Source organism: Paenibacillus sp. FSL H3-0469 (genome assembly GCF_038051945.1).
Lineage (GTDB): Bacteria > Bacillota > Bacilli > Paenibacillales > Paenibacillaceae > Paenibacillus_AQ.
In genome coordinates, this window is record NZ_CP150302.1 from 1,739,839 (window position 1) to 1,765,814 (window position 25,976).

25 protein-coding genes and 1 riboswitch are annotated in these 25,976 nt (G+C 53.0%); of the genes, 9 read left to right on the forward strand and 16 right to left on the reverse strand.

The window, feature by feature from the left end; translation table 11 throughout:
- The first annotated feature begins 204 nt into the window (after positions 1-204).
- A complete protein-coding gene (serA, locus tag NSS83_RS07730) occupies positions 205-1,797 on the forward strand; it encodes a phosphoglycerate dehydrogenase (protein ID WP_341184946.1) in 1,593 nt (530 codons plus the stop codon).
- A gap of 82 nt (positions 1,798-1,879) precedes the next feature.
- Here serA and NSS83_RS07735 read toward each other — a convergent pair whose 3' ends face one another.
- A complete protein-coding gene (locus NSS83_RS07735) occupies positions 1,880-2,719 on the reverse strand; it encodes an SDR family NAD(P)-dependent oxidoreductase (RefSeq protein WP_341184945.1) in 840 nt (279 codons plus the stop codon).
- A 134-nt stretch (positions 2,720-2,853) separates the two neighbouring features.
- Here NSS83_RS07735 and NSS83_RS07740 point away from each other — a divergent pair, with 134 nt between their 5' ends.
- The 6 genes from NSS83_RS07740 to NSS83_RS07765 all read left to right on the forward strand — a co-directional run bounded on the left by NSS83_RS07740 (position 2,854) and on the right by NSS83_RS07765 (position 9,556).
- Positions 2,854-3,807 carry a YafY family protein gene (locus NSS83_RS07740; RefSeq protein ID WP_341184944.1) on the forward strand — a complete coding sequence of 318 codons (954 nt, stop codon included), beginning with the start codon at positions 2,854-2,856 and terminating at the stop codon, positions 3,805-3,807.
- A gap of 73 nt (positions 3,808-3,880) precedes the next feature.
- Complete coding sequence (locus NSS83_RS07745) at positions 3,881-5,131, forward strand: methyl-accepting chemotaxis protein (protein ID WP_341184943.1); 1,251 nt, start codon at positions 3,881-3,883, stop codon at positions 5,129-5,131.
- Between the two features lie 502 nt (positions 5,132-5,633).
- A riboswitch (cyclic di-GMP riboswitch) is annotated at positions 5,634-5,730 on the forward strand.
- Positions 5,731-5,846: 116 nt separating this feature from the next.
- Positions 5,847-7,490 (forward strand): thiamine pyrophosphate-binding protein, encoded by a 1,644-nt coding sequence (locus NSS83_RS07750; protein WP_341184942.1) that lies wholly within the window; start codon positions 5,847-5,849, stop codon positions 7,488-7,490.
- Positions 7,491-7,541: 51 nt separating this feature from the next.
- On the forward strand, positions 7,542-7,922 hold the full coding sequence (locus NSS83_RS07755) for a carboxymuconolactone decarboxylase family protein (protein ID WP_341184941.1): 381 nt from the start codon (positions 7,542-7,544) through the stop codon (positions 7,920-7,922).
- A 151-nt stretch (positions 7,923-8,073) separates the two neighbouring features.
- Positions 8,074-8,424, forward strand: coding sequence for a hypothetical protein (locus tag NSS83_RS07760; RefSeq protein ID WP_036727352.1), 351 nt, complete (start codon positions 8,074-8,076; stop codon positions 8,422-8,424).
- 139 nt (positions 8,425-8,563) lie between these two features.
- Positions 8,564-9,556: a 3-oxoacyl-[acyl-carrier-protein] synthase III C-terminal domain-containing protein gene (locus NSS83_RS07765; protein ID WP_341184940.1), complete on the forward strand. Its 993-nt coding sequence runs from the start codon at positions 8,564-8,566 to the stop codon at positions 9,554-9,556.
- 81 nt (positions 9,557-9,637) lie between these two features.
- Here the strand turns inward: NSS83_RS07765 and glpK are convergent, their stop codons facing one another.
- The 8 genes from glpK to NSS83_RS07805 all read right to left on the reverse strand — a co-directional run bounded on the left by glpK (position 9,638) and on the right by NSS83_RS07805 (position 18,204).
- Complete coding sequence (gene glpK, locus NSS83_RS07770; RefSeq protein WP_341347991.1) at positions 9,638-11,143, reverse strand: glycerol kinase GlpK; 1,506 nt, start codon at positions 11,141-11,143, stop codon at positions 9,638-9,640.
- Between the two features lie 121 nt (positions 11,144-11,264).
- Positions 11,265-12,704, reverse strand: a complete 1,440-nt coding sequence (locus NSS83_RS07775) for an ATP-binding protein (protein WP_341347992.1) — start codon at positions 12,702-12,704, stop codon at positions 11,265-11,267.
- The gene (locus NSS83_RS07780; RefSeq protein WP_036727360.1) at positions 12,705-13,421 is read right to left on the reverse strand and encodes a response regulator transcription factor; all 717 of its coding nucleotides are present in this window, start codon (positions 13,419-13,421) and stop codon (positions 12,705-12,707) included. It lies immediately after the preceding gene.
- A 78-nt stretch (positions 13,422-13,499) separates the two neighbouring features.
- Complete coding sequence (ccsA, locus tag NSS83_RS07785; RefSeq protein WP_341184937.1) at positions 13,500-14,762, reverse strand: cytochrome c biogenesis protein CcsA; 1,263 nt, start codon at positions 14,760-14,762, stop codon at positions 13,500-13,502.
- Positions 14,759-16,447 (reverse strand): cytochrome c biogenesis protein ResB, encoded by a 1,689-nt coding sequence (locus tag NSS83_RS07790; protein ID WP_341347993.1) that lies wholly within the window; start codon positions 16,445-16,447, stop codon positions 14,759-14,761. The genes ccsA and NSS83_RS07790 overlap by 4 nt, the downstream gene beginning before the upstream one ends.
- Positions 16,444-16,968, reverse strand: coding sequence for a thiol-disulfide oxidoreductase ResA (resA, locus tag NSS83_RS07795; RefSeq protein WP_341184935.1), 525 nt, complete (start codon positions 16,966-16,968; stop codon positions 16,444-16,446). Before resA ends, NSS83_RS07790 begins: the two co-directional genes overlap by 4 nt.
- A gap of 112 nt (positions 16,969-17,080) precedes the next feature.
- Positions 17,081-17,839, reverse strand: coding sequence for a pseudouridine synthase (locus NSS83_RS07800; RefSeq protein ID WP_036727368.1), 759 nt, complete (start codon positions 17,837-17,839; stop codon positions 17,081-17,083).
- 20 nt (positions 17,840-17,859) lie between these two features.
- A complete protein-coding gene (locus tag NSS83_RS07805; RefSeq protein WP_341184934.1) occupies positions 17,860-18,204 on the reverse strand; it encodes an N-acetylmuramoyl-L-alanine amidase in 345 nt (114 codons plus the stop codon).
- An 825-nt stretch (positions 18,205-19,029) separates the two neighbouring features.
- Between NSS83_RS07805 and NSS83_RS07810 the strand changes: the two genes are divergently transcribed.
- Both NSS83_RS07810 and NSS83_RS07815 read left to right on the forward strand, forming a co-directional pair.
- Entirely contained in the window at positions 19,030-19,326 is a 297-nt protein-coding gene (locus tag NSS83_RS07810) for a transposase (protein WP_341346726.1), read from the forward strand.
- A gap of 11 nt (positions 19,327-19,337) precedes the next feature.
- Positions 19,338-20,195, forward strand: a complete 858-nt coding sequence (locus NSS83_RS07815; protein ID WP_341348716.1) for an IS3 family transposase — start codon at positions 19,338-19,340, stop codon at positions 20,193-20,195.
- A gap of 154 nt (positions 20,196-20,349) precedes the next feature.
- Here the strand turns inward: NSS83_RS07815 and NSS83_RS07820 are convergent, their stop codons facing one another.
- The 7 genes from NSS83_RS07820 to NSS83_RS07850 form a co-directional block, all read right to left on the reverse strand.
- On the reverse strand, positions 20,350-20,883 hold the full coding sequence (locus tag NSS83_RS07820) for a spore maturation protein (protein WP_341184933.1): 534 nt from the start codon (positions 20,881-20,883) through the stop codon (positions 20,350-20,352).
- A gap of 6 nt (positions 20,884-20,889) precedes the next feature.
- The gene (locus tag NSS83_RS07825) at positions 20,890-21,561 is read right to left on the reverse strand and encodes a nucleoside recognition domain-containing protein (protein WP_076162260.1); all 672 of its coding nucleotides are present in this window, start codon (positions 21,559-21,561) and stop codon (positions 20,890-20,892) included.
- Positions 21,562-21,615: 54 nt separating this feature from the next.
- Complete coding sequence (locus NSS83_RS07830; protein ID WP_341347994.1) at positions 21,616-22,899, reverse strand: D-alanyl-D-alanine carboxypeptidase family protein; 1,284 nt, start codon at positions 22,897-22,899, stop codon at positions 21,616-21,618.
- Positions 22,900-23,074: 175 nt separating this feature from the next.
- Positions 23,075-23,569 carry a GerW family sporulation protein gene (gene ytfJ / locus NSS83_RS07835; RefSeq protein WP_076079149.1) on the reverse strand — a complete coding sequence of 165 codons (495 nt, stop codon included), beginning with the start codon at positions 23,567-23,569 and terminating at the stop codon, positions 23,075-23,077.
- Positions 23,570-23,649: 80 nt separating this feature from the next.
- Entirely contained in the window at positions 23,650-24,348 is a 699-nt protein-coding gene (locus NSS83_RS07840; protein WP_341184931.1) for a DUF2953 domain-containing protein, read from the reverse strand.
- Between the two features lie 176 nt (positions 24,349-24,524).
- Complete coding sequence (gene scpB, locus NSS83_RS07845; protein ID WP_036698207.1) at positions 24,525-25,121, reverse strand: SMC-Scp complex subunit ScpB; 597 nt, start codon at positions 25,119-25,121, stop codon at positions 24,525-24,527.
- Positions 25,090-25,881, reverse strand: coding sequence for a segregation/condensation protein A (locus NSS83_RS07850; RefSeq protein ID WP_341347995.1), 792 nt, complete (start codon positions 25,879-25,881; stop codon positions 25,090-25,092). Before NSS83_RS07850 ends, scpB begins: the two co-directional genes overlap by 32 nt.
- Between the last annotated feature and the right edge of the window lie 95 nt (positions 25,882-25,976).

A 25,976-nucleotide genomic window follows, 5' to 3' on the forward strand; every position in this document is an offset into this window, starting at 1 on the left:
CAGTAGTATGGGGTTGGGAGTTTTTTTATTGCCATATCCCTAAGAATCTGGTACCTCTGCATGCTGTTTCTTTTATGCGACAGCGCGTTACCCTGGTGTCAATATGCTCTTTAGGCTCTCGTAAGTTCTGGTACTGCGGATTGCCTTACCCGGTGATCCTTGGCATATACAATAGCTTTCCCATTTGAAGGAGGACAAGAGACCATGTTTAAAGTATTAGTATCGGACCCGATCAGCGATCTGGGCATTCAGCAATTGATGGACGCAAGCGATGTGACTGTAGACAAGAAAACAGGACTAAGTGAAGATGAGCTAGTTGCAATCATTGGCGAATATGACGGCTTACTCGTTCGCAGCCAGACTACTGTAACGGACAAAATTATCGCAGCCGGTACTAATCTCAAGGTTATCGGCCGGGCCGGAGTCGGCGTGGACAACATCAAGCTGGAGTCCGCCACGCAGCGCGGTGTAGTTGTTATCAACGCTCCGGACGGCAACACCATTACGACCTGTGAACATGCTTTTGCCATGATGATGGCCTTGGCCCGTCATATTCCTCAAGCCTATGCGAAGACCATTTCCGGTGTATGGGACAGAAAGACCTTCCTCGGCGTCGAGCTGCGCGGCAAGACACTGGGCGTACTCGGCATGGGCCGGATCGGCAGCGAGGTGGCCAAGCGCGCCAAAGCCTTCGGCATGAGCATCCTGGCCTATGACCCGTTCCTGACGGCTGACCGTGCAGAGAAAATGGAAGTGAAGCTGGCTTCGGTAGACGACATTGTGCGCGGGGCAGACTTCATCACGGTTCACACACCGCTCACACCGGAGACCCGCCACATGATCTCCCGTCCGCAATTTGAAGTCATGAAAAAAGGCATGCGTATCATCAACTGTGCCCGCGGCGGTGTTATCGATGAAATGGCGCTCGTAGAAGCGATTGACAGCGGCATTGTGGCCGGCGCTGCATTCGACGTGTTCGAGAAGGAGCCGCCTGAAGCAGACCACCCGTTCCTTACAAATCCGAAGATTATCGTGACCCCGCATCTGGGTGCTTCGACGATTGAAGCCCAGGAGAACGTGGCGATCGATGTATCGGAGCAGGTCCTCCATATCCTGCGCAACGAACCGTTCATCAACGCGGTGAACATTCCGCCGGTTGCACCTAGCGTGATGAACAAGCTGCAGCCGTACTTCACCCTCGGCGAGAAGCTGGGCAGCTTCGCTACTCAGATTACAGACGGGGCGATCCGCGAGATCCATGTGGAGTATGCCGGTGATCTCTCGGATGTGGATACCCAGCCGCTTACCCGTTATGTCGTCAAAGGTGTGCTCACCCGCCACTTCGCCGGAGATGTGAACATCGTCAACTCGATGCATCTGGCGAAGACCCGTGACGTGAACGTAGTGGTGACCAAGGCTTCCAAAACCAAAGGCTTCACCAATCTCATCACGGTAACACTCAAGGCTGAGCATGATGAAGAGCGTCTGGTTGCCGGTACCCTGCTGCAGGGCTACGGCGAACGTATCGTTAAGGTCAACAAGTTCCCGGTCGATATTGCTCCTGAAGGCCATCAGCTGGTCATCTCGCATAACGATAAGCCGGGTATCATCGGACTCGTCGGTACTCTGCTTGGCGAGAACGGCGTCAATATCGCATCCATGCAGGTTGGCCGTACCATCATCGGCGGAGCCGCCATCATGCTCCTGACCGTTGATAAGGGTGTGCCGAAGGAGGTCCTGGTGAAGCTGGCCGGACTGCCGGAGATCAACACCGCTGAGGAGATCATTCTGCTCTAATTCTTATTTCTTCACAATAAAACACTCTTCGGGAGTGCAGGCCCCAGGCTGCGCACTTCCAAAGAGTGTTTTTGCATTCTGACTATGAAATTTGGTAGGCCGGCACCTGCCGGCCGTCGGTGTCCGTAAAGCCATATTTCCGTGCCAGGTCCCCAACCTTCTGTGGAACACCCGTCATGGATATCACTTCAGGATCAGCAGCAAGCGCTGCAACTGCCCGTCCGATATAGGCTGTTGATTCGGTGGTCCTCAGCCCCTCCTCCTCCTGCCAGTGTTCTTCATCTGTACCGAAGCTGTCCAGGACCAGCTCGGTCCGCATCCAGCCGGGAGAGACGGGGATCACTGCGATGCCGTCCGCAGCCACTTCTAGGGATAATCCGTAGGCCATGCGCACCAGCGCATTTTTGGACAGATCATAATAGAAGTTTCCGGTGTATTTATACTCATCCCAGAAGGTCGTATGAACGATTAATTTACCCGCCCCCGTTCCTTCGCTGCGCATTAGAGGTATAGCATAATAATTGGTCATTAACTGTGCCCGGACCCCGGCAGTGAACATATGATCCCAATGCTGCACCGGCTGCTCCCAGAACGGTTCATTCCCGATAGCGAGACTATTGCCGCCCCAGACGTTATTGACCAGAATATCCAGTCTGCCCTGCTCTGTGCTAATCTGCCGGATTACAGCTTCTGTCTCGCTATCATTCGTATGATCACAGCGGATCACGGCTCCGTCCCCGCCTAACCGGCGGATCTCAGCCAGCACCCCTTCAAGCGTTCTTGCGTGTGCCTGCGGCATACCGGCATTCCTGCCTGTAGTGTATACATAGGCGCCAGCCTTCGCCAGCTCCAGCGCAATGCCTCTGCCTGCCCCCCTGCTCCCTCCTGTTACCAATGCCACTTTCCCTTGCAAATTAGTCATTTGATCCGCTCCCTTTCGTCTATCATGCCCGGATTAGAAGATCATTTGCGTTAATCCGTACTCTTGTCTAATATATACCTTATACATGACAACCATTGACATATATAAATAATACATTTTAGGGAGGCAGCTGAATGAGAGCGGATCGCCTGATCACTATTGTTCAACTTTTACAGAGCCGCGGGAAAATCAGCTCCAAAGAGCTGGCACAAACGCTGGAGGTATCCGAACGCACGATCTTCCGGGATATGGAGGCGCTCAGCTTCTCCGGCATTCCTGTGCTGGCGGAGCGCGGCCGGGAAGGCGGCTGGAAGCTGGCGGAAGGCTACCGGAATTCGCTGAGCGGAATGAACACCAAGGAGATTGCCGCGCTGCTGGTGCCCGCTGATCCGGCGATTCTGCGCGCTCTGGGCATTCAGGAGGAATTCTCCTCGGCCGCCCGCAAGCTGCAGGCCGCTGCTACCAGGCAGCCCCTAACCCCCTTCAGCTTCCTCAGCCAGCGGATTCACATCGACGGAGCCGGGTGGCATTCCTCCGGGGAGACCTATCCCTGCCTACCCGCTTTGCAGGAAGCCTTATGGGAGAACCTCAGGGTGAGCATCACCTATCTGCGCGGGGAGGACGCTGCCGAGCGGCTGGTTGCACCGCTGGGACTGGTAGTCAAGCGCGGCGTCTGGTACTTGGTCGCGGGGCATGACAGCGAGCTGCGGACCTACCGGGTCTCCAGAATCACTGAGGCCAAAGTCACAAATGAGTCTTTTGAGCAGCCTGAGGATTTCGTCCTGTCTGAGTACTGGGAGACCTCCACCGCCGCGTTCAAGTCTGCCTTGCCCCGGTATCCCGCCAGCCTGCTTGTCAGGGACCACACGATGAAGGAGCTGCAGCGGGAACGATACGTCGCCCTGTTGCACCAGGAGCCTTCTGAGGCCCCTGGCTGGATCAGGGCCGAGGCCGAGTTCAACACGCCGGAGTCTGCGTGCCGGATCATCTTGTCCTTGGGTCAAGGCATCAAAGTGACCGCACCGCCTGAGCTTGCAGATACGGTTGCTTCGGCTCTGCGGGAAGCGGCAGCATTATACGATTTTTAATAATAGACCAAATGCACTAGTATCCCCTATAATATTACAATACACATTATTCTTTATAGGGGGACTTTACATTATGGACTGGATGAACAAGCTGCCGTTGAAACAAAAAATCGTCACCGGATGTTACTTGGTGGCCGCTTTATTCGCTGTCCCTGTCTTAATCACGCTAATCCTGATGGACAGGCTGCTCGTCGGCATTATTCTTGTCGCCGTCCTGGCAGCGCTGACATACCCGCTCGCGCGCTTCATTGAGAGAACGCTTACATCTTCATTTGAGGATATCTCCAATGTGACGCACACGATTGCCAAAGGCGACTTCACCAGCCGTGCCGACGAGAATGGCTCCATGGGCGACATTAGCCGCTCCTTCAACACCATGATTGACAAGCTCAAAAAAATCCTCACCGATGCCTCACAGATTACCCGTCAGGTTATGGACGCCAGCCGCGGGATTGAAGACAAGAATCAGAACCTGAAGTTTGTAATGGCTCAGGTGGCCTCCTCCTCCAATGAACTGGCTCTAGGTGCTAACGAAATCTCGGTGGATATCGCTGATATGACCGAATCGATCAAGGATATCGAAATCAAGGTCTCCAATTATACGAATTCCACCAAGGAAATGAATAGAAGGTCTGTACATACGCTGGAATTGGTAGAACAGGGACGGCAATCGGTGGATACCCAAGCCGAAGGCATGCGCAAGAACATCCAGGCTACCCAGAAGGTGGCGGATACGATTGAAGCCCTATCGCAGAACGCACGCGGCATTACGATGATAACCAAGACGATTACCGAAATTGCCGAACAGACTAATCTGCTGTCGCTCAATGCCTCTATTGAAGCTGCCCGCGCAGGCGAGCATGGCCGGGGATTCGCAGTTGTTGCCCAGGAGGTCCGTAAGCTGGCCGAGGAATCCACCGCTTCCACCAAAGAGGTGTTCGGACTGGTCCGCAGCATTGAAGCGGATATCAAGCAGGCCATCGATAATATCGCCATTAACGAAGAGGTAGTTCAGGTACAGAATGAGATGATAACAGAAACGGCTAACATCTTTGCTCAAATTGTGCATAGTGTCCAATACATAACCGAGCAGATCGCTTCCTTCTCCGCAGAGAGTGACCTTATGCTGGAGAGCGCACTCAAGATCTCCGGGGCAATCGAGAATATCTCAGCCATTACCCAGGAGACCGCCGCAGGGACCGAAGAGGTATCCGCAGCGATGAACGAACAGATTCACGCGCTGCAATCCGTGGCTGAGGAGACAGAGAAGATGACCTCCGCAGTCTTCAACCTGCAAAAAACAATTCATATTTTCAAATTCTAGCTCCGGCACAATGAGACACGCGCCTGCGGAAATACTGCGGGTGGTGTCTCTTTTTCTATGCAAAAATCAGATTGTTATGTAATATTCACAAATTGTTGAAATTGTGCATAAGGGTAAAAAATGTGTTTTGCACTTCTTTACTATAGTCGTTCTATTGTCATAGCTTGTCTATAAGTCAACAGCTCACATATCCGTTACTTAAGTCCTATCATTTAATTTTGCAATGCTGTATATCTAGCGAATTCTTAACATTTTGCAGTACCTCAGGATTGTAATGAGTCTTTATGCTTACTCTCCATAATAAGGGCCCGAAATTTTCATTTGCATTTTAAGACTTTAGTCTTCCAGGGACAACCATTTTCAAAAGTTTGAAATTCCAAATATTTAGCCATTTCAACTCCTGAATATTCGCCAAATTCCGAGTTTCTTCTCACTGGGGTTATTGACAAAAGAGGAGCTAGGAATATATTGTAAAGGAAAATTCTCCAAAGATTGATTTATAACCGCATACCGGCAAAATTCACCGAAAGGGAATGACGCAAAGCCATGGATCTACAGTCTCATTTCTGAAGTGGGATCATGACAGCCAGGTTGCTGAAAAACTGTGAACGCCTTAGGTTTCGCGTTTGATTATGGTGATTCGTGCAACAGACCTGTGCTCCAATATTGAGTACAGGTTTTCTATTGCTGACTTATACAAATAACAACATGCGGGGTGGATGTTCTGAAGACAGTTGCAGATTATATGGCGGAAGCATTGCACAATCTGGGAGTCACTCATTCTTTTGGAATCATAGGCAAATCTATTTGCCCCATCGCTTTGAAAATGGTTGACTACGGCATAGAGTTCATCCCCGGCCGGCACGAATCCAGCTCCGGCTTCGCCGCTGGCGGTTATGCTCTGAAGACCGGCAGCCTCGGGGTAGCCTTCGGCACTTCCGGTCCGGGCGGAACGAATCTTCTCACCGCTGCAGCGCATGCCAAGGCCAATAATCTTCCCGTCCTCTTCATCACCGGCCATCAGTCCATCAAGGAGCTGGGCATTCCCCAATGCCAGGATTCCACTTCTTATCTGGCTGATTTGGCGGATATGTTCCGGCCGGCCACCCTCTTCAGCAAGCTTGTTGAACGCGGCGATCACTTCAGCACGATTTTCAACCATGCCCTATCCATCGCCCTCGGTGACCGGAAAGGTCCGGTCCATCTCTGCATTCCGTTTGATGTGCAGACAGAGCGGCTCGCGGAATGCCGGATTGTTCTGCCGGAGCGCGAGGGACTAGTCAGTTATCAGAACTATGACCGGGTCATCTCGGCGATTAATCAATCCGTCAGCCCTCTGATCATTGCCGGTAAAGGCGTCAACCGCTCCGGGGCCCATCAGGAACTGGTGCAGCTGGCCGAAACCTTCAACATTCCTGTAGTCACCTCTCCAGGCGGCAAAGGCGCCATAGCTTATGATCACCCGCTCTACCACGGTCCTGTCGGCGTCGGCGGCTCCCCGCACGGCGATGAATTGCTGAACAACAGCGACCTGTTCATTGTTCTGGGCTCCCGTCTCAGCGATATGACTATCTGTAACCTGAAGCCGGAGAATCATCCGCAGCAGCTGATCCAGTTCGATGTAGATCCAACCTTTGTCGGCAAAATACTCACCTCATCCACCATCGCTGTCGGCGGAGACTTAAGGGACAACCTGGCACTGTATCTTCAGAAGCTGGACCCCTCTGCGGTCACCAAGCATGAAATTAATATTTCCAATGATTACAATGACGAGCTGCCCGTGCTGGCGGGACTATCTCTGGCTTCGGTAATGAGCACGATGAGCGAACAAATCCCCTACAACAGCAGCGTGTTCGTAGATGACGGCAGCCATGGGTTCAATGCTGTGAAATGGTTCAATGTCCGCAGGCCCGGCAGCTTCATATTTGATGCCTACTTTGCCTGCATGGGCAATTCAATTGGCATGGCCATCGGCGCCAAGACTGCCTCTCCCGGAGAGACCGTCTTCTGTATAACCGGTGACGGCTGTTTTATGATGCTCGGTGCTGAAATAAACACGGCCGTTTGCAAGGATATTCCGGTGATTTTCATCGTGGTGAACAATATGCAGCTGGATATGGCGCTCAAGGGCATGGAGAAAACGACCGGCCGGATTGACGGTACGATCTTCGAGGTTCCGATGGATGCTGTGAAATTCGCCGAATCATTGGGAGCAGCCGGCTTCCGCTGTGAGACGCAGGAGGAGTTCGCCGCCGCAATCCGCGAGGCTATCGCGCTTAACAAGACCTCTGTCATTGAGCTGCTGACTGACCGTGATGAGATGCCTCCCACGGCTCACCGCACGCTGGATCTTACGTAAGGAAGCCGTATTCGCACACATTTTCTAACCTACTGTCAGGAGGTCAAAAGCATGAAGCAGAACATGAACAGCGGACTCGATCATTTCACTGATCTCTCAGGAGATTACGGGGCCAAAGCCCTGGCTCCGATCAAAGAGCATTTCCCGGAATTAGCCGAGTATATCATGGGCAACGCCTATGGTGATATTTTTCAGCGGACCACAATTGGCTCTGACTGGAAAGAGATCGCGGTGATCTCGTCTCTGATTACGATGGGGCAATATGAGCAGTTAGGGGTTCATTATGTAATGGCGCTCCGCGTTGGCATGACCATCGAGCAGATCAAGGGGGTGCTGCTGCATCTAACTCCTTGCGTCGGTGCCCCCCGGGTGATTTCAGCCTTTAATGTGCTGCTGGATACCCTGGAGGAGATCAAAGAAAAATCTTCATAAATCTACAATTTTCGACTTTTGATTGCACATTTCAGTATGATCTGGTTATAATGAAGGCAAAATATCCCAAATCCAATTGCGATTTTGTCGAATAGAGTCGCAGAAATGAGGTTTTGGAGGTATTACAAATTACACTTAGGGAGAGATCAACATGGGACAATTTATTTTGAAGACAGACACTGCGAAGAAAGTAATCAATATTGAGCTGGAGGGAACTTTTTCTAACGAGGACGGGCTCAAATCTATACAGGCTTACCAGCAGACCATTAACCCGATCAGCCCTGCTGAATATGCATTAGAGATCGACTGCCGCAAGTTGAATGTAACGGCTCCTGATGTTGTACCGCTGCTTGAAGGCTGCTTCATCATGTTCAAGGCTGACGGCTTCCAGAAAGTGAGTCTTACCCTTGAAAATAACCCGATCCTCAAAATGCAGCTGGCACGTCTGGGCCGCAAAGCCGGACTTGAGAACCTGGAGATCACTTCAACCGTACAAGCTTAACAATTACAATTTAAACTAAAATCCGCAGCATGAAACGCACATATTCATTCATTGTTCTGGCTGCTAACGCCGGAAGAGAGTTTTGTAAGAAGCAGATTCGTGAGAAGTATAGCTAACAAAACTTTAGGAGGTCTGTACTATGGCGGGGATTCGCATTAAGGACATTGATATCTACCATCCAGACAAAAGAATCGGCAATGAGTTTTTCATTCAGCATTTTGATGACAAAGGTATTGATATCCGCGGACTGCTGGCTACTCTGGGCCGTGAAAACCGCTACAGCATCGACAGCCCGGATGAGAACTCCCTGACAATGGCTTTTGAAGCCGCAAGTAATGTTCTGGAGAAGACCGGTCTTACCGGCCCTGACATTGACCTGATCGCTTATGCAAGCCAGACCCCTGAATATATATTTCCTACGAACTCATTGATGATTCACCGCCTGATTAACGGGGCTTCGCATACCATCTGTATTGACAGCAATGCCAACTGTGCCGGAATGACCGCCTCCGTTGAGCAGGTCAGCCGCCAGATGATGGCGAACCCGAGAATCCGCCGCGCTCTGGTCATCGGCTCTGATTACGTGGCGCCTCATGCGGACAAGAATGATCCGGTATATTACGCGAACTTCGGTGATGCCGCTGCGGCGGTCATTCTGGAGCGCGATGAGCATTCGGTCGGCTTCATTGACTCTATCTACCAGACAGACACCTGTGTGTACGGCAACTCTCTGTTCCCGGCAGAAGGCCTGGCTAAGCTCGGACGCACCGGTGTTGCCGCAGGAGAGTTCAATGTGAAGTTCATTCCGTTCGATGATTCCATCTGCGTGGACGCTGCTTCCGAATCGATTAACATTCTGCTGAGCAACAACGGGATTGCCCCTGAATCGGTTAAGGCCGCCTGCTTCTCACAGCTGTCTCTTCCGAACATCCAGGCTGTCTCCGGCAAAACCGGCATTAACCCTGAGGCCGCAGTCTACATAGGCGATGAGTTCGGCTATACCTCGACCAGCAGCCCGTTCATCGCCCTTCACAAAGCCGTCACTACCGGGCAGCTTGAACGCGGAGACAAGGTCCTGTTCTGGACCGTTGGCGCCGGATGGCAGAATGTCGCATTTGTAATGGAGTACTAATCATACTGTTCATATTGTTCCAGCGTTAAAAAAACGGCCCGCAGCAGAGTCTCTGCCTGCGGGCCGTTTTTGTTCTTATATTTAAAGTCTGCCTTCGTGCTTGCTCTCATGCTTCTCCCAGCCCATCGTACGCGACACAGCATCCTGCCAGGCGCGGTATCTGCGTTCCCGCTCTTCAGGCTCCATCTGCGGCGAGAATACCTTCTCAGCGGTGTTGAAGCTCTCCAGCTGCTCACGGGTCCATACCCCGGAGGTGAGTCCGGCGAGCAGCGCAGCACCAAGTGCCGTAGTCTCGGCATAGGTTGTACGTGTCACCTCGCTGCCCAGAATATCGGCCTGGAACTGCATTAGCAGATTGTTGCGCACCGCCCCCCCGTCCACTCTCAGGCCGGTGAGCGGCATGCCGGCGTCCTTCTGCATGGCATCGATGACATCACGGGACTGGAAGGCCAGGGATTCCAGCGTCGCCCTTACCAGGTGGGCAGAGGTGGTGCCCCGCGTCAAGCCGAATATGGCGCCACGCGCATACATATCCCAGTAAGGCGCACCCAGTCCGGTAAAGGCCGGTACCACCACAACCCCTTCACTCTCATCCACTTCGCTGGCCTTCTCTTCCGAGTCAGCGGGCGCAACAATCAGCCCCAGCCCCTCTTGCAGCCACTGTACAGCCGCTCCAGCTACGAACACACTGCCCTCCAGAGCATAATAGAGATCATCGCCCATGCCCCAGGCTACCGTGGTCAACAGGCCGTGACTGGATGCCACAGCTTCAGTGCCAGTATTCATGAGGATGAAGCAGCCTGTTCCATAGGTATTCTTGGCACTGCCGGCTTCCAGGCAGGTATGGCCAAAGAGTGCTGCCTGCTGATCTCCCAGCACCGACCGGATAGGAATCTCCAGACCGAACCACTGCTGGTTACAGAACCCGAAATCTCCGCCCGACATCCTCACCTCCGGCAGAATGGACGGCGGAATACGCAGCATGTCCATCAGCTCTTCATCCCACTGACGCTCATGCAGGTTATACATCATCGTTCTTGAAGCATTAGTAACGTCTGTAGCGTGAACAGCGCCTCCGGTCAGCTTCCAGATCAGCCAGGTGTCTATTGTCCCTGCCAAGAGCTCTCCCTTGGCTGCCCGGTCTCTTGCTCCCGGTACATGATCCAGAATCCACGCCAGCTTAGTCGCCGAGAAATACGCGTCAATGACCAGCCCCGTCTTGTCCGCAATGACTCCGGCCATCCCGCGTGACTTCAGCTCCTCACATTGATCTGCTGTCCGCCGGTCCTGCCAGACAATTGCCGGATAGATCGGCTCGCCTGTAATTTTATCCCAGATGAGTGCCGTCTCCCGCTGGTTGGTAATGCCGATAGCCGTTATGTGATCAGCCGGTTCGGAGCTTGCTGCAATGGCATCTCTGGCTGCTGCAAGCTGACTCTCCCAGATCTGCTCCGGGTCATGCTCAACCCAGCCCGGGCGGGGAAAGGATTGCTTGATCTCATATTGCCCCTGCGAGATCACTTCCGCCTCTGCATCAAAGAGAATTGCCCGTGAGCTGGTAGTACCTTGGTCCAAGGATAAGATCATAATGCCCAGCCTCCTGCAAGCCTTAGCTTGAAATATATGTTTCACGATGAACAATATTAATGTGGTGATTTCAACAAAAAGCACCTCTGCTCTCAGAGGCGCTGTCATGCATGGTCTTGGTTTACTGTTTTTCGACAGGAAGCCGCAGGGTAAATGTGGTGCCTTCTCCTAGCTTGCTGGAGGCATAAATACTGCCGTGATGCGATTCGACGATATTCTTCACGATCGCCAGCCCCAGCCCCGTACCGCCCGATTCTCCGCGCAGGCGGGCTTTATCGGCTTTGTAGAAGCGTTCGAAGATGAACGGCAGATCCTCGGGATTGATTCCGGCCCCCTGGTCTCTGATCGCGATCTCCACCAGACTTCTGCCTTCCAGTACTACTGTGCCTGCCAGAATGGAGATTCTCCGGTCAGCCGGAGTATGGCGGAAGGCATTATCCAGCAGATTGGTCAGCACCTGCTCCAGCTTGTCTTCATCGGCAGCCCCCAGCAGCAGCTTCTGCTCCGGCCGCTTCAGTTCAAGCATAATATCCCGCTCCTTGGCTCTGACGGAGAATTTGCGGTACACCCGCTCCAACAATTCTCCCACATCGACCTGAGCTTTAAGCATATCCGTATGCCCTGCTTCCATTCGTGCCAAGTCCAGCAGATCCTTCACCAGACGGCCCATACGCAAGGATTCATCATGAATAACCTGAACCAGCTCACTGCTCTCCTCCGGTGAGGAGGCCATTCCGTCCAGCAGCGCTTCACTATAGCCCTGCATCATCGAGAGCGGGGTGCGGATCTCATGGGATACATTCGCCACGAAATCACGCCGCATCTTCTCCAGTCGCACCTCTTCCGTCACATCACGCAGAACAGCAACGGCGCCGCGCAGATGATCTTCGGAATAGAGCGGTGCCATGTGCACCGACCATACCCCCTGCCGGACATGGACATTGGAGCGCTGATCGCCCCCGTTCTCAAGGGTGCTGAGGAATAATGGACGCAGCGGCGGCGGGACCTCGCTGGAAGCAGAGGCCTTCGGAACAGGTCCGTTATCCTCTTCCTCCTCCCAGGCAAGATCACTCCACGTTTCGAGGAGGGTCTGGCCATGCGGATTGGTGAGGATGATCCGGCCTTCGATATCGAAGGTAATCACCGCATCGCTCATACTGCGCAGGACACTGGATAAATGCCCTTTTTCATTATTCAGACTGCGTATATTCTCTTCCAGCTCTTCTGCCATGTGGTTAAACGATGTGGCGAGCTGGCCGATCTCATCGCTCGTGACCAGGGTCAGTCTTGTTCCATATTCGCCGCGGCGGATGTCATTCGCTGCCTCAATAACCTGCTGCATCGGCTGAGTGATCTTCGTGAACAGGAACAGGGCAAAGAAGGTGGTCAGCGAGAACCCAATCATGCACGTATACATGAACAAGCGCTTGATTGCCCCGGAATTGGTGAAATTACTGTCGATGTAAGGCAGCAGGAACAGCCCGAGTGTAATGAGCACGACAGCAACCAGAAAGATAATCGTGATCCACAGCTTACCGACTAGGCTTCTCCAGAAGTTCACTTATTTAGGCACCTCAAGCTTATAGCCTACTCCCCACACCGTTGTAATCATCGCTGCCGATTCCGGGGATACCTTATTCAGTTTTTCACGGAGACGCTTGACATGGGTGTCCACGGTGCGCAGATCTCCGAAGAACTCGTAATTCCATACATCCTTCAGCAGCTCCTCACGCGAGAATACCTTGTCCGGTGAGATCGCCAGATAATGCAGCAGCTCGTATTCCTTGGGCGTCAGACTTACCTCTTGGCCCCCTGCGCTTACGCGGTGTGCATCATGCTCAATAATCAGGAACGGGAACACGATATTGTTGCTTGAATTACTCTCTTTGGACAAAAATGCTGTTGCGGAAGAACGGCGCATAATCGCCTTGACCCGGTAGATCACCTCGCGCGGGCTAAATGGCTTGACGACATAATCGTCTGCCCCCATCTCAAAGCCCTGAACCCGGTTGATCTCCTCGCCCTTAGCGGTAAGCATCAGGACCGGTGTGGATTTCACGCCTCTCAGCCTGGTCAGCACTTCTATCCCGTCAATACCCGGCAGCATCACATCCAGCAGAATCAGACCGTAGTCATTGGCGGTTGCTTTGCGCAGGGCGATTTCACCGTCCTCTGCCTCATCAATCTCATAGCCTTCTTTTTCAAGATACATTTTGAGCAGGCGGCGGATGCGTTCTTCGTCATCCACTACCAGAATTCTATTCAAGTGCTCAGCCATTTACACAACAACCCCTTCATCAATTACAGTAGAACGTCACCTTGGATCATACGCATGCCCGAAAGAAGCCTGAGCTTATCAGTCCGTTCCCGCATATGAATGAAGTCCGGCGATAACCAGGTTAACACCGACCAGGGTAAACATTACGATTAGAAAGCCGAGTACAGCGAGCCAAGCGGATTTGCGTCCCTGCCATCCGCGGGCCAGCCGCAAATGGAGATACGCACTGTAGAACAGCCAAGTGACGAGTGCCCAGACTTCCTTGGGGTCCCATCCCCAGAATCTGCCCCAAGCCACCTCAGCCCATATCATTGCAAAAATCAAAGCCCCCAGTGTGAAAATCGGGAACCCGATGGCGATTGCCCTGTAGGTAATCTCATCCAGGTCATTCTCGTCGATTCCATCAAGCACCGGATGAAGGGCCTTCCCAAGCGGCTTACGCACGGCCAGCCGAAGAATGCCATACAGTATCAGTCCGGATAGCAGTGACCAGATCACAGTGTTGAACTTGCGCCCTGCATTGACACCATTCATCCAGGAAGGCGCTTGAAACAAAGGCTTCTGAAGCCCAAGAAACGGCTGGAAGCTCTCAATTTCGCTATGGTACGGTGCCACAATCGGCGGCATTTTATAACTCACTTTCTCTATTGTACTATCTTCCTGCCCGGGGCTGTCAATCGTAACGTTCGAACGGACAAAAACAGATTCATAGCCCGCGCCGCGAAAGGCAAATACCGATCCAAGAAATCCAATTATAACAATGATCGAGAACAGAGTAAATTCGACCAGCCGCTGCTGCTTACGGTCACTGCGTTCCTTGCTGTCAAATTTCACTGTCCGCAGCAGATACATAAGTCCGGCAGCAAAGCCCACCGCGAAGAAGGACTCCCCGAGGGCTGCCAGCGTGACATGAATATTCAGATAGATCGATTTGAGTGAAGGAATAAGCGGCTGCACTTCCTGCGGAAATACCGCTGCATAGGCCATCACAACTATGGAGATCGGAACCGCGAATACCCCGAGAATTATCTTGCGGTAGATGGCAAAGATCACCGTAAAGGCAACCATCACCATCATCGATAGGAAGGTCATGAACTCATACATATTGCTGACCGGAATATGACCGGCCCCCATCCAGCGGGTAACGAAGTAGGCCAGATGGCAGATCAGCCCGAGTGAAGAGGTGATAAAAGCAATCCGCCCCCACCGTGCCGTATGCTCCTCCGGCTTCCTGCCCGACCATTTGCGGCCCATAATGGCAATGGTGAACAACATGAAGGCACCGCTGTATAAAAGAAATGCGGCTATAAAGACGTCACTGCTGAAATCGAGCAAGCTCATGCCATGCCTCCTCCGTTGTCCAATGATTTGTCATCGACTGTCATGTCTATCTGCTCCAGAATAGAAACGAGCTCACGGCGGAAGCCGAACCAGTTCTTGTTGGTATGGCCTCCAAGCACCAGCTGTCCGCCCTCAACGATCAGCCAAATGCGTCTGTGCTGCCAATAGAAGCCGAGAATCAGCCCCAGCATGACAATACCCGCACCAATCCAGACAAACGGCATTGCCCGGTCTACACGGATATTGAGATAGGTGGTGGATTCCGAGAAATCCACATCCGTCATACTGCCCACCTCAAGCTCCAGAAACCGTGTGCCGCCTCCAAGCTTGTCATTGATGGCCGACTGCTGGAAGCGCTCCTTGTCGACCTGCTTCGGGAAATAGAAATATTGCTGCCCCTCTGCCGGCAGATCCGGACCACGGATCAGGAAGAGAAACGCCGGAGCGTTCGGATAAGGGGAGGTAGAGACCGGACGGCCTTCCTCATTCAATCCGAAATCCATATACTTCTCCTTCAGCTCAAGGGTGTAGGGTCCCGTCTTGAAGCTGCGCTGCGGATTCTTCATATCCAGTCTGAACTTGCCGTAGCTCTCACCGGTTGAAGCATTGACGAGATCAGGCTGCACGGAACGCAGCACAGGCGTAAGATCATAGTCGAACTGATACGCTTTCATTCCTTGGTAGCTCAGCGGAGAATTCACCTGAATGTCGTGCCGGGCAACTTCCGCAAGCTGAGGCTCCTTGGAGGGATCGCTGCAATCCGCCGTACATTCATATAGAACCGCCTTAGTCTCGTAAAGCTTAGGGAGAACCTTCTTGCCCCGGAATTCCTCGGGCATCTCTTCTCCACTATAGAATTCTACTGTGAACTTCTCATTCTTCAGGTACATGCTGGTGTCCGGTATCCGTACTGCCTCTCCCTGCGGGAAGGCAAGATGCTGATCCATATTGAGACCCGGCAATCCTCTGGCGAGCACAGCAAGCAAAAATATAATCAGGCCAATATGTATTACATAAGGTCCCCAGCGGCTGAAACGGTGTTTCTCGGCCAGTAATGCCCCTCCCTCCGTCCGCACGCGGTATCCTTTCTTCTTAAGCGGCTGAACGATCCGTGCCACCCATTCCTCCGGCTCCCCCTCCACCTCTGTAATCAGCGTAAGCTTTTGACGGGTAAGGAACTGGCGGTGCTTGCGGACCTTCTGCCGGGTTAGCGCCTTGTAGAGCGGAAGCACGCGGTCCAGGCTGCAGATGACCAGAGAAGCTCCGATCATGACCAGCAGTGTCACGAACCACCAGGATTCATAGGTATGCGAAAGGCCGAGTCTATAATATATATTCCCGGCTGTTCCATACGTTTGTTCATAATAGGTTGAAGCGTCAATATTCAGAAAGGTGCTTTCTTGCGGAAAAATCGTACCGAGCATCGCACCGAGCAGTGTCAGCACAATCAGGTAGATGGCAATTTTGACTGAGGAAAAAAAGTTCCAGACCTTATCGATCACTCCCGGACTTACCCGTTGTGAACGGCGGGCTACCCCATCGTAGCGCATCTCCAGGTTCCCCGAGGCGTTCTCTTCCTTCTCATCCAGCGGCTTGCCGCAGGCTTCACAGAGAACCGTTCCTACCGGATTCTGGTGACCGCATTCACATTTGGTGTTGCTGATCAGCGGCTCACGCTTATTCATGGTTCCACCAGCTTCCCGATTTGCTCGTCAAGCGAGCTCAGATCCAGCTGGCCGATATGAATGCTGTCCACCCTGCCCTTTGTATTAATGAAGAAGGTGGTGGGCAGCGGGGAGACCCCGTAGCTGCGGACCGCGTCGCGTCCCTTATCCATCACAACCGGAAAATCAATATCCACGAGCTTCACGAAATTGTCCACCGTCATCTGATCCTCGCCCACATTCACGCCCAAGACTACAACACCCTGGTCCTTCCATTTCTCCCACTGTGCCTGGAGTGCAGGCATTTCCTTCACGCATGGTGCGCACCAGGAGCCCCAGAAGTTCAGCACAACCGACTTCCCTCTGAATTCCTCCAGCGTATGGGTCGCACCGTCCAGCCCAAGCAATTCAAAATTAGGCGCTTTCCCGCCTTCTTGCGGCTTGCCGTCCCCCCCGAACACAGAGGAGCTGATAGCATAACCCCCAAGCAGAACGATTAGAAATAGTATCACGATTTGGATTGGCTTCCTGGCTTTGCCCATACAGGGGTACCCCCTTCTGTGACGCAACTCATTACTTTAGTTGTAAGGTGTGAACATCCTATGAACATTATAACGAATATTGTCACAGTTTTAGGAGGGGAAATTGTGAACTTTATGTGTCTTTACGTGTCTGATTATCCCGAAGCATTCCCGCTTTGGCAATTTGCTGCAGATGATTGATCTCATCCTTGGTCAAATGGCGGTAGGAGCCGCGTTTGAGATTCTGGAGCAGGATATCCCCGAAGGAAATCCGCTTCAGCCGGATAACCGGATGTGATACGGCCTCGAACATCCGCCGGACCTGGCGGTTGCGGCCTTCATGGATGGTGATGCTGATTACCGCTTCCTTATTGGCTTCATCGATATCCTTGTATTCAACTTCCGCCGGAGCGGTCATGCCGTCCTCCAGCTTAATGCCGGCCTTCAGCTTGTCCAGCGCTGTGCCGTGCGGCACACCCTTGACCGTGGCCAGATACGTCTTCGGCACATGATGCTTCGGATGCGTGAGCAGGTTGGCAAACTCACCGTCATTCGTCAGCAGCAGCAGCCCTTCGGTATCGTAGTCCAAGCGGCCTACAGGGTATACGCGCTCTGTGATTCCTTTCAGGTAATCCGTTACTACCTTGCGGCCCTTGTCATCCGAGGCGCTTGTAATTACACCTTTGGGCTTGTTGAACATAATATAGATTTTATTCTCGCCCCGGATCAGTCTGCCCGAGACTTTAATAATATCGGTTGCGGGGTCCGCCTTCGTGCCAAGCGTAGTTACGAGTTCCCCGTTGACTTCCACTTTACCGGCCAAAATCATTTCTTCACATTTGCGTCTGGACGCAACACCTGCTTGCGCCAAAATTTTCTGTAATCTTTCCATTTTCGACTACTCACCTCAGGTTAATGATAACCATCAGAGGCATAAATCACAAGGTCATTCCACGGAAAAAATGCGCCGGGGCAAGTTTCGCTATGCGGCTCCACCGTAAGCGGCGACATTTGATAGCGCCCGGACAGCTCCAGTATAAGCTTCCCTGCCGCGAACAGCTGCTGCTGGCGCTCCGCCAGCTGGGGCAATTGCTCCGCCTCCCCATAGTTGCCCTCAAGGCATATATGAATATGCTCCGGGTCTGTCAGCAGCGGAGCCGCATAGACCGAGCCGTTCAGTCCGACCCAGAAGTCAAAGCCTTTGCCGTTAATAGACGGACAGCGGGAATGATGCAGAATAAAGCCTTTGTATTCCACCCTTGTCGTCCTCCCTCCGTATTGCTGAAATAGCATATGAAGTGGGGGGGCGGGCGGTGAGAAATGTTTGTTAAAATGTTTGGGGAGCGGGGTGGGAGCGGGGCCAAAGAGAATAAAAGCGTTGACTAATCGTAACCCCGAGGAATGTTTGGACTTCCGGCCACTGTTAAAGTTGGATTTCCTTGATTAGACTGCCCTGCGGCAGTAGAAATCCAACTTTAAAGGCGGACGCTAGCGCTCCTCCAGTTCCAAAATTCCTCTCCGTTACTCCGTCTACGCACGGGCAAACCTAATAACAATCAGTCCTCACCTCCCGGAAGGGGGGGAGGACTGTAGGGAAGACGCGGGACGAGCAAGCGGTTGCGGGGCAGCGCTTGGGAATCACAACCACTGGCGGCAGGTTGCCAGGGAAGTGATCAGGTGCATTTATACCCTTCATTTGCTCATCCGGCTAACTTTTGCTGAAATCAAGTGCATTAATACCCTTCATTCGCTCATCCAGCCAACTTTTCCAGTAATTAGGTGTATTAATACCCTTCATTTGCTCTCCTGAAGGCAAACAATTGGATAAACCGACTTTTGCTGAAATCAAGTGCATTAATACCCTTCATTCGCTCATCCGGCCAACTTTTGCTGAAATCAGGTGTACTTATACTCTTCATTCGCTCTCTCCTGAAGGCAACAATTGGATAAACGTATCGTAATTTATGAGTTTCGGGGATATTGGCTGAAACAGGTGGAAAAAGGGCATTTAATGCTGTTAGTGTTAACCGTGGACACCCGTTAAGAGAATAGAGATAATTAGTTTAACGAGGAGGTGTCCCCATGAGTGGAACACGGAGAAGCTACAATGAAGAATACAAAAGACAGACCGTCAAGTACATCCAGGAGCAGACGAAAACGGTAGCGGAATTGGCCCTGGAGCTGGACATCCCCGCCAAAACGTTGCATAAATGGCTAGGACAGTATCGGCAGTTTGAGAATGAGCCCATCATTACTCCAGACAAATACAGAGAGCTGGAACGTCAACTGAAGGAGAGGGAGCGAGAGCTCGCAGACCTGACCGAAGAGATGGCCATCCTAAAAAAAGCAGTGCACATCTTCAGCAACCCAAAGAACTGAGATTTCAGCTTATTGAAGATCATCGCTCCGAGTTCCCTGTGGAGAAGATGTGCCGTGTCTTTCAGGTGTCCCGGAGCGGTTATTACAAATGGAGAACAGCAGAACCTAGCCCCCAAGCCACCCGCAAAGCGTTGCTATTAAAGCGGATAGCCTATCATTTCCATGACTCTAAGGGTCGCTATGGCAGTCCCAAAATCAAGGTTCTCCTCGAACGTGAAGGGCACCGGGTCAGTGAACGCACCGTAGGAAAGTATATGAAGGAACTCGGTCTGCGCTCTTGTGTCGCGAAACGATTTCGGGTATGCACCACCGACTCCAACCATCCGTTACCCATTGCCCCCAACCTGTTGAACCAGCAATTTCACACGGAAAAGCCGAACCAGACGTGGGTGGCGGATATCACCTACATTCCCTGCCGGGAAGGACGGATGTACTTGGCGAGCGTACTGGACCTGTGTACCCGGGAGATTGTCGGCTGGCGGCTTAGCGACCGGATGACCACTGACCTCGTACAAGGCGCTCTGGACGCTGCTTATCAGGCCAAACGCCCCGGGAAGGGCTTGATTCATCATTCGGATCGGGGCTCCCAGTACGCCTCTGCAGACTACCGGGAACGCCTAAAGTCGTACCAGATGACTGCAAGCATGAGCCGCAAAGGAAACTGTTATGATAACGCCTGTATCGAATCGTTTCACAGCCTCTTAAAAAAAGAGTTGGTGTACTGGAATCGATTTAAAACGAAGCAACAGGCGTATGATGCCATCTTCCAGTACATTGAATTTTTCTACAACCGCAAACGAATCCATGGGGCGCTGGGTTACGTTTCTCCGGTTCAGTTTGCAGCCACATTTAAGCGAAAAACGATGTAGTTGTTGTCTACTTTCTTGACAGGAGTCCATAATTTGTTTAATTTCAACACTTTGGCGAGAATGCGTATAATTAAGCGGCATTTTTCCAACTGTTGTCTTCACAGCGCTCATTCGTCTAGCAGCAGGTGGAGGAAATCCATCTATCAATCTACTGCTACCCGAACACCAGCAGACAAACGGCAATGGCAGCTATAAAGCCGACAACGTCCGAGAACAGGCCCACCTTCAGGGCATAGCGGCCGTTGCGGATGCCTACGGCGCCGAAATACACAGTAAGCACATACAGGGTGGTGTCTGTGCTGCCCTGTATAGTAGAAGCAATCATACCGATGAGAGAGTCCGGGCCGTGGACGCGGATCAGGTCTGTGGTATAGGCAAGTGATCCAGTGCCCGTCAGCGGGCGCAGGAGACCGAGCGGAAGCACCTCTGACGGAATGCCCAGCCCCTGCAGCAGAGGGCTTACAAAGCCCATGAGGAAGTCCAGCGCGCCGGACGCGCGGAACACACTGATCGCCACCAGCATACCGACCAGATGGGGGATAATTGCAATGGCGGTGCCGAACCCGTCCTTCGCACCCTCCACGAAAGATTCATAGACCGGAACCTTACGCGTGAAGGCATACAGCGGAATAAAGGTAACCATCACCGGAATCGCCCAGGCAGAGATCAGACTGATCAGTTGTAACACGGACGGTCACCCTTTCACCGAAGATTGTGGGAGTGCCCCGCTCCCGTTCGCCGGGCCTGTCCCGGTGTTGAGGACCGGCGGCGGTCCGGGCGGCCTGCGGAGCAGAGTCAGGCGGCGGAACAGCCTGTCCGCAGCAATCGCCGCCAGGGTCGCCACCGCCGTCGCGGCCAGAGTGGTTCCGACTATGGCCGCCGGGTCCGCCGATCCGTAATTCAGCCGGATCGCAATCAGGGTCGCCGGAATCAGGGTGATGCTGGCGGTATTCAGCGCAAGCAGGGTACACATGGCCGGCGTTGCGGTCTCCTTATCCGGGTTCAGTGTCTGCAGCTCCTGCATCGCCTTAATGCCCATCGGAGTGGCCGCATTCCCCAGACCCAGCAGGTTGGCGCTCATATTGGAGAGAATGTAGCCGATGGCGGGGTGCCCTTTGGGCACATCCGGGAACAGAAAGGAGACTACCGGACCCAGCACTCTGGAGATTTTCTTCAGCAGGTCGGCATCCTCCGCAATCCGCATAATGCCCAGCCAGAACACCAGCACACTGATCAGCCCGAAGCTGACAGTCACCCCGCTCTTCGCACCATCGAATACAGCGGCGGTGAATTCATTCATCCTTCCGTTAACTGCCGCAAAGCCAAACCCGATCAGAATCATCCCCAGCCAGATTCCATTTAACATGGGTATCCCCTCCCCCGCTTCATTTTTTATACTCTATCTTACCGAATGCTTTCGCTATTCCCCCGTGTGAAACAGCGCCCGCAGCGCACTGCCGAAGGCCTGCAGCCAGTTGCCCGCCGGGTAGGCGGAGGCACTCGCAGCGTTATATTTTTTCACATACGGCGAGGTCTCCGGCGGGAGCTGACCAGGCGTGTACACCGGAACCCGCCCGATCTCCTGATCCCCCAGCCGTAAAATAATCACTCCTCTGAGCCCGAAGTTAACATCGCCCTCACTCCCGCTGGCATTTACACCTGCCCTGCCCGCACCCGCACTTACACTGGAACCAGCACCTGCACTCCCCGTACCCGCAGCATTGCCATTCGCAGAAGTCTGCGGATCTGCACTAAGCACCAGCTTGTTGACGAGCCTTGCTTCCTCCCCCTGACCCAGCGGATAGGCGAAGGCCTTGCCGGTCACCAGACTGTAGCCTTTGACGGCCTCGCCCCGCTCAACCAGCGTCTTCAGCGGATAGTGGTTGAAGCCGAAGTCCAGCAGCGAGGCATGGTCGTTCCAGTCATTGCCGTCGTTCAGCGTAACGGCCACGAGCTGCTGCCCGTCCCTTGTAGCGGAGCTTACCAGGCAGCGCAGCGCTTTTTTGGTATACCCCGTCTTGACCCCGTCCGCTCCTTCGTAGAGGCGCAGCATCTTATTCTTGTTGCTCCATTTATAGTCCCACTTCTCATAGGGATTGTCCGCTGTCTTCTCTTTGGTGGCTACGATCTCCTTGAACACCGGATTATGCATTGCATAGGCAGTCAATATGGCCAGATCATTTGCACTGGAAAAGTGGCCTTCTGCATCTAATCCGTGCGGATTGGCAAAATGCGTATTTTTCAAATTCAGCTCCTGCGCCTTGGCGTTCATCAGGTAGACGAACCCCTGCTCCGAACCGCCGACATGCTCGGCGATTGCCGTTGCCGCATCATTGCCGGAGCGCAGCATCAGTCCGTACAGCATATCCTTCAGCGTCATTTCCTCGCCCAGCTTCAGGTACAGGGAGGAGCCCTCCTTGGCAAAAGCATTTTTGCCGACCTTGACCTTCGACGTAATATCGCCGTTCTCTATCGCCACAAGGGCGGTCATAATTTTGGTCAGACTGGCAATCAGCATCGGTTCATCCCCGCGGCTGCTGTACAGAATTCTTCCGGATGTCACATCAATTAGCGCAGCCGCCCTCGCGTGCGTGGAAATCGAAAGGTTCTCCGCCCGGATGGCAGACACCGGCACCAGCGCAAGCAGCAGCGCACATAACAGTAAGGACAGCATAGATTTTCGGGTTAATGTCTTCATGTTCATCCTCCGGCTTCTTATCCGTTCCTTACGCAACGGTTCATCAGTCTTGCCTGGTTGTACAAGTGTATGCGGGGCATGGGGCAGGTATGTCCTATCCTCTATCATCCGGCAAAAAAGGGATACCACCTTCTAAGGTGATATCCCTGACCATCCATACTTTTCTTGAGTTCGCTGTACCCTAATGTGTTGACGAATGGTCAGACGAGCCGGACCCGGTCTCTACAACGGTTTTGGTTACCTTGGAGCCGGGAATGTCCGAAGCTTCGGGAACCATGCCGGGCTGGAACATATTCTGAATTTTGTCGAGCAGGTTAGGCGTGGCATCAATAATTTTCTCGAACAGATGAGTCTGATTATCCAGCGGCACAATATGTACCCCTTCCCTGCCAACGACTAGAAAAGCAATCGGACGAATAGACACACCGCCCCCGCTGCCGCCCCCGAAGGGAAGCATTTTGACGCCGGACCCGCTGCTGTTCACGCCCGGACCATCATCCTCCACCCTGAAGTCACTGCCGCCTGCTGCGAAACCGAACGTCACCTTGCTAATTGGCAGAATGACGGTGCCATCGGGCGTTTCAACCGGATCTCCGACAATTGTATTTACATCAACCATGCCTTTAATATTCTCCATTGCGGTCTGCATGAGACCTTGAATCGGATGATCTGACATTGTTTGTCTCCTCCTCGAGTGTATATAAATGTACCTGCAGTATTTATCTTGCCCACTATAGATTGGAGTATGTAGATTATTTAGGAGCGTTCACGTCTGAGCAATTTCTTCCACCGGCCCAGACCGCCTTCCACCTTCGACACTCGGCGCAGCAGCAGAAGCCCTGCATAGAGCGCATATCCGGCGGACAGCTTGCCGCTGCAGACGGCTTCCGTTGCAAAAGAAGGCTGATCCCGGAAGACAGGAGCCACAAATATTCCCGGCTTATGCACCAGTCTGACCATGCGGGAGAGCACGCCGATCATCGTCCACTTCAGTCCCCATAAGGCCCCTACCGCCGTGGCGGTCGTTGCAGCCTCCCCCAGAGAGAAGTCCGTGGACCAGTCCAGCTTGGTGATCTGAATATGGGACAGGGTGTCTTTCAGCCATTTTTTCAATCCGCGGGTGGCATGTAACGCAGTACGTACATTCTTTAGCCATTGCGTCACAGATTCCTTATCGACCTGCCCTTCCTTCTCGCTATCCAGCTTCACCGGTGCGATTCCGCTTTTCTCCACCTTGAGCTTAATTCCCTGTTCGAGGCTCTGGAAGACCAGCGCAGGCACCTCATAATGAATTTTAACGAGGCCATATACAGCTTTGATGTCGAATTCGATGCGGTCATCCTTCCCCAGTCTTCGTACACGAAAGTGAAAATGAATCGATGACGCCAGAACCAGCAGGAACAGCAGAACAACGAGCAGCAGCAGGATTAAAGGTATTGCCAGCCATAACGTCACACGGTTAACCTCCAAGCAGACTTTAGAATAATAAACATGGAGCCTCTGGATTAGTATGGCAATTACGGCTGGATAACATTCGGTGATTTCGCTAACATCTCTATTATTTGCGAAAAAAATGCCGCTGCCCCGGCAGGGACAACGGCATCACTATGAACAGCGGCAATATGCTGCGGTTATTCGACCTCATCGAAGGTCATCTGGCTGTCCAGCTTGCTGAACAGCAGTTGGGTCTCCTCTTCCAGTCCCTCCGAAGTGTCGAAGCTCGACGGCTCCGGCAGCTCCTTCAGGCTGGCCAGCCCGAAGCTGTCCAGGAAGGACTTGGTGGTGCCATACAGAATCGGACGCCCGACAGCCTCCGCCCGGCCCACCTCGTGGATCAGATCCTTGTTGCCCAGCGTGTGGATGGCCCGCTCGGATTTGACGCCCCGGATCTCCTCGATCTCCACTCTCGTGATCGGCTGGCGGTAAGCCACAATCGCGAGTGTCTCCAGCGCCGCCTGGGACAGGGAGGATCTGGAGGGCGAATAAGCCAATCGCTCGAAATACTGCGCATGCTCCGGGAGTGTCGCCAGCCGGTAATTCCCGGCAATCTGGACCACCTGAAGACCCCGGCTCTGCGAGTGGTAGTCTTCTTTTAAATCATCCAGCGCTCTTGTCGCCAGATCGGGCCGCTGCTCGGTAATCTCGGCAATCTGCCGGACCGACAGGCCTTCATCCCCTGAGAGAAACAGCAGGCCTTCAATAATCGATTTCAGCGTGTTGTAGTCCACTGACATCCTCTCCTCCTCTCCACTCCATAACAATATCCTCAAATAATTTCTCCTGGTAGCAATAAATGGCCTTCATCTTCATCAGCTCCAGAATCGCCAGGAAGGTGGTGACAATCTCATGCCGGTCCATCTCCTCATGCAGCAGGGACGAGAACCGCATTCTGCCGCCGATCCCTTTGCGCTGGAGCGCTTCGGATACATCACGAATCCGGTCTTTGACCGAGATCTCATCCCTGGTAATCCGCTGGTATGAGGTGCGCCGGGCAGCCTTGCTTAGCGCCTTGCGGAACGCAGCGATCAGATCGGCGGTATGCAGACCCTTCAGTGTATTGTCCGCCTGCGCAGGGACGAAGGGGCCAAGATCCTCCGGCTCCTTCGTAAAAATCAGGCTGCGCTCGCTCTCCATATCCAGCAGCTGCACCGCGATGCTCTTGAACTTACGGTATTCAATCAGTCGCTGCACCAGCTCCGCGCGCGGATCATAGCCGTCATCCTCATAATAATCGAAGTCCTCGATTTCAATGACGGGCGGCTTCGGCAGCAGCATTTTGCTCTTAATCGACAGGAGAGTGGCAGCCATCACCAGAAATTCACTCGTGATATCCAGCTCCAGCTCCTTCATTCCCTGTAGGAATTCCATATACTGCTCGGTGATCTCGCTGACCGGAATGTCCTGGATGTCGATTTCCGCCTTGTCAATCAGATGCAAGAGCAGATCGAGCGGACCTTCGAACGTCTCCAGCTTGTACAATACAGTCACGCGGTTTCCTCCAGCCCAAAAAAAGTAAAGTGCAGCGCCGCAAGGACGCTACACAAGTAGAAAGATCTATATTCATGCTTTCTTCTCATACCTAT

Excerpts from the sequence above, each read along its gene's own strand:
- serA (WP_341184946.1), top strand. The coding sequence starts at position 205 with ATGTTTAAAGTATTAGTATCGGACCCGATCAGCGATCTGGGCATTCAG.
- NSS83_RS07735 (WP_341184945.1), bottom strand. The coding sequence starts at position 2,719 with ATGACTAATTTGCAAGGGAAAGTGGCATTGGTAACAGGAGGGAGCAGG.
- NSS83_RS07740 (WP_341184944.1), top strand. The coding sequence starts at position 2,854 with ATGAGAGCGGATCGCCTGATCACTATTGTTCAACTTTTACAGAGCCGC.
- NSS83_RS07745 (WP_341184943.1), top strand. The coding sequence starts at position 3,881 with ATGGACTGGATGAACAAGCTGCCGTTGAAACAAAAAATCGTCACCGGA.
- NSS83_RS07755 (WP_341184941.1), top strand. The coding sequence starts at position 7,542 with ATGAAGCAGAACATGAACAGCGGACTCGATCATTTCACTGATCTCTCA.
- NSS83_RS07760 (WP_036727352.1), top strand. The coding sequence starts at position 8,074 with ATGGGACAATTTATTTTGAAGACAGACACTGCGAAGAAAGTAATCAAT.
- NSS83_RS07765 (WP_341184940.1), top strand. The coding sequence starts at position 8,564 with ATGGCGGGGATTCGCATTAAGGACATTGATATCTACCATCCAGACAAA.
- glpK (WP_341347991.1), bottom strand. The coding sequence starts at position 11,143 with ATGATCTTATCCTTGGACCAAGGTACTACCAGCTCACGGGCAATTCTC.
- NSS83_RS07780 (WP_036727360.1), bottom strand. The coding sequence starts at position 13,421 with ATGGCTGAGCACTTGAATAGAATTCTGGTAGTGGATGACGAAGAACGC.
- ccsA (WP_341184937.1), bottom strand. The coding sequence starts at position 14,762 with ATGAGCTTGCTCGATTTCAGCAGTGACGTCTTTATAGCCGCATTTCTT.
- NSS83_RS07790 (WP_341347993.1), bottom strand. The coding sequence starts at position 16,447 with ATGAATAAGCGTGAGCCGCTGATCAGCAACACCAAATGTGAATGCGGT.
- resA (WP_341184935.1), bottom strand. The coding sequence starts at position 16,968 with ATGGGCAAAGCCAGGAAGCCAATCCAAATCGTGATACTATTTCTAATC.
- NSS83_RS07800 (WP_036727368.1), bottom strand. The coding sequence starts at position 17,839 with ATGGAAAGATTACAGAAAATTTTGGCGCAAGCAGGTGTTGCGTCCAGA.
- NSS83_RS07810 (WP_341346726.1), top strand. The coding sequence starts at position 19,030 with ATGAGTGGAACACGGAGAAGCTACAATGAAGAATACAAAAGACAGACC.
- NSS83_RS07825 (WP_076162260.1), bottom strand. The coding sequence starts at position 21,561 with ATGTTAAATGGAATCTGGCTGGGGATGATTCTGATCGGGTTTGGCTTT.
- NSS83_RS07830 (WP_341347994.1), bottom strand. The coding sequence starts at position 22,899 with ATGAACATGAAGACATTAACCCGAAAATCTATGCTGTCCTTACTGTTA.
- ytfJ (WP_076079149.1), bottom strand. The coding sequence starts at position 23,569 with ATGTCAGATCATCCGATTCAAGGTCTCATGCAGACCGCAATGGAGAAT.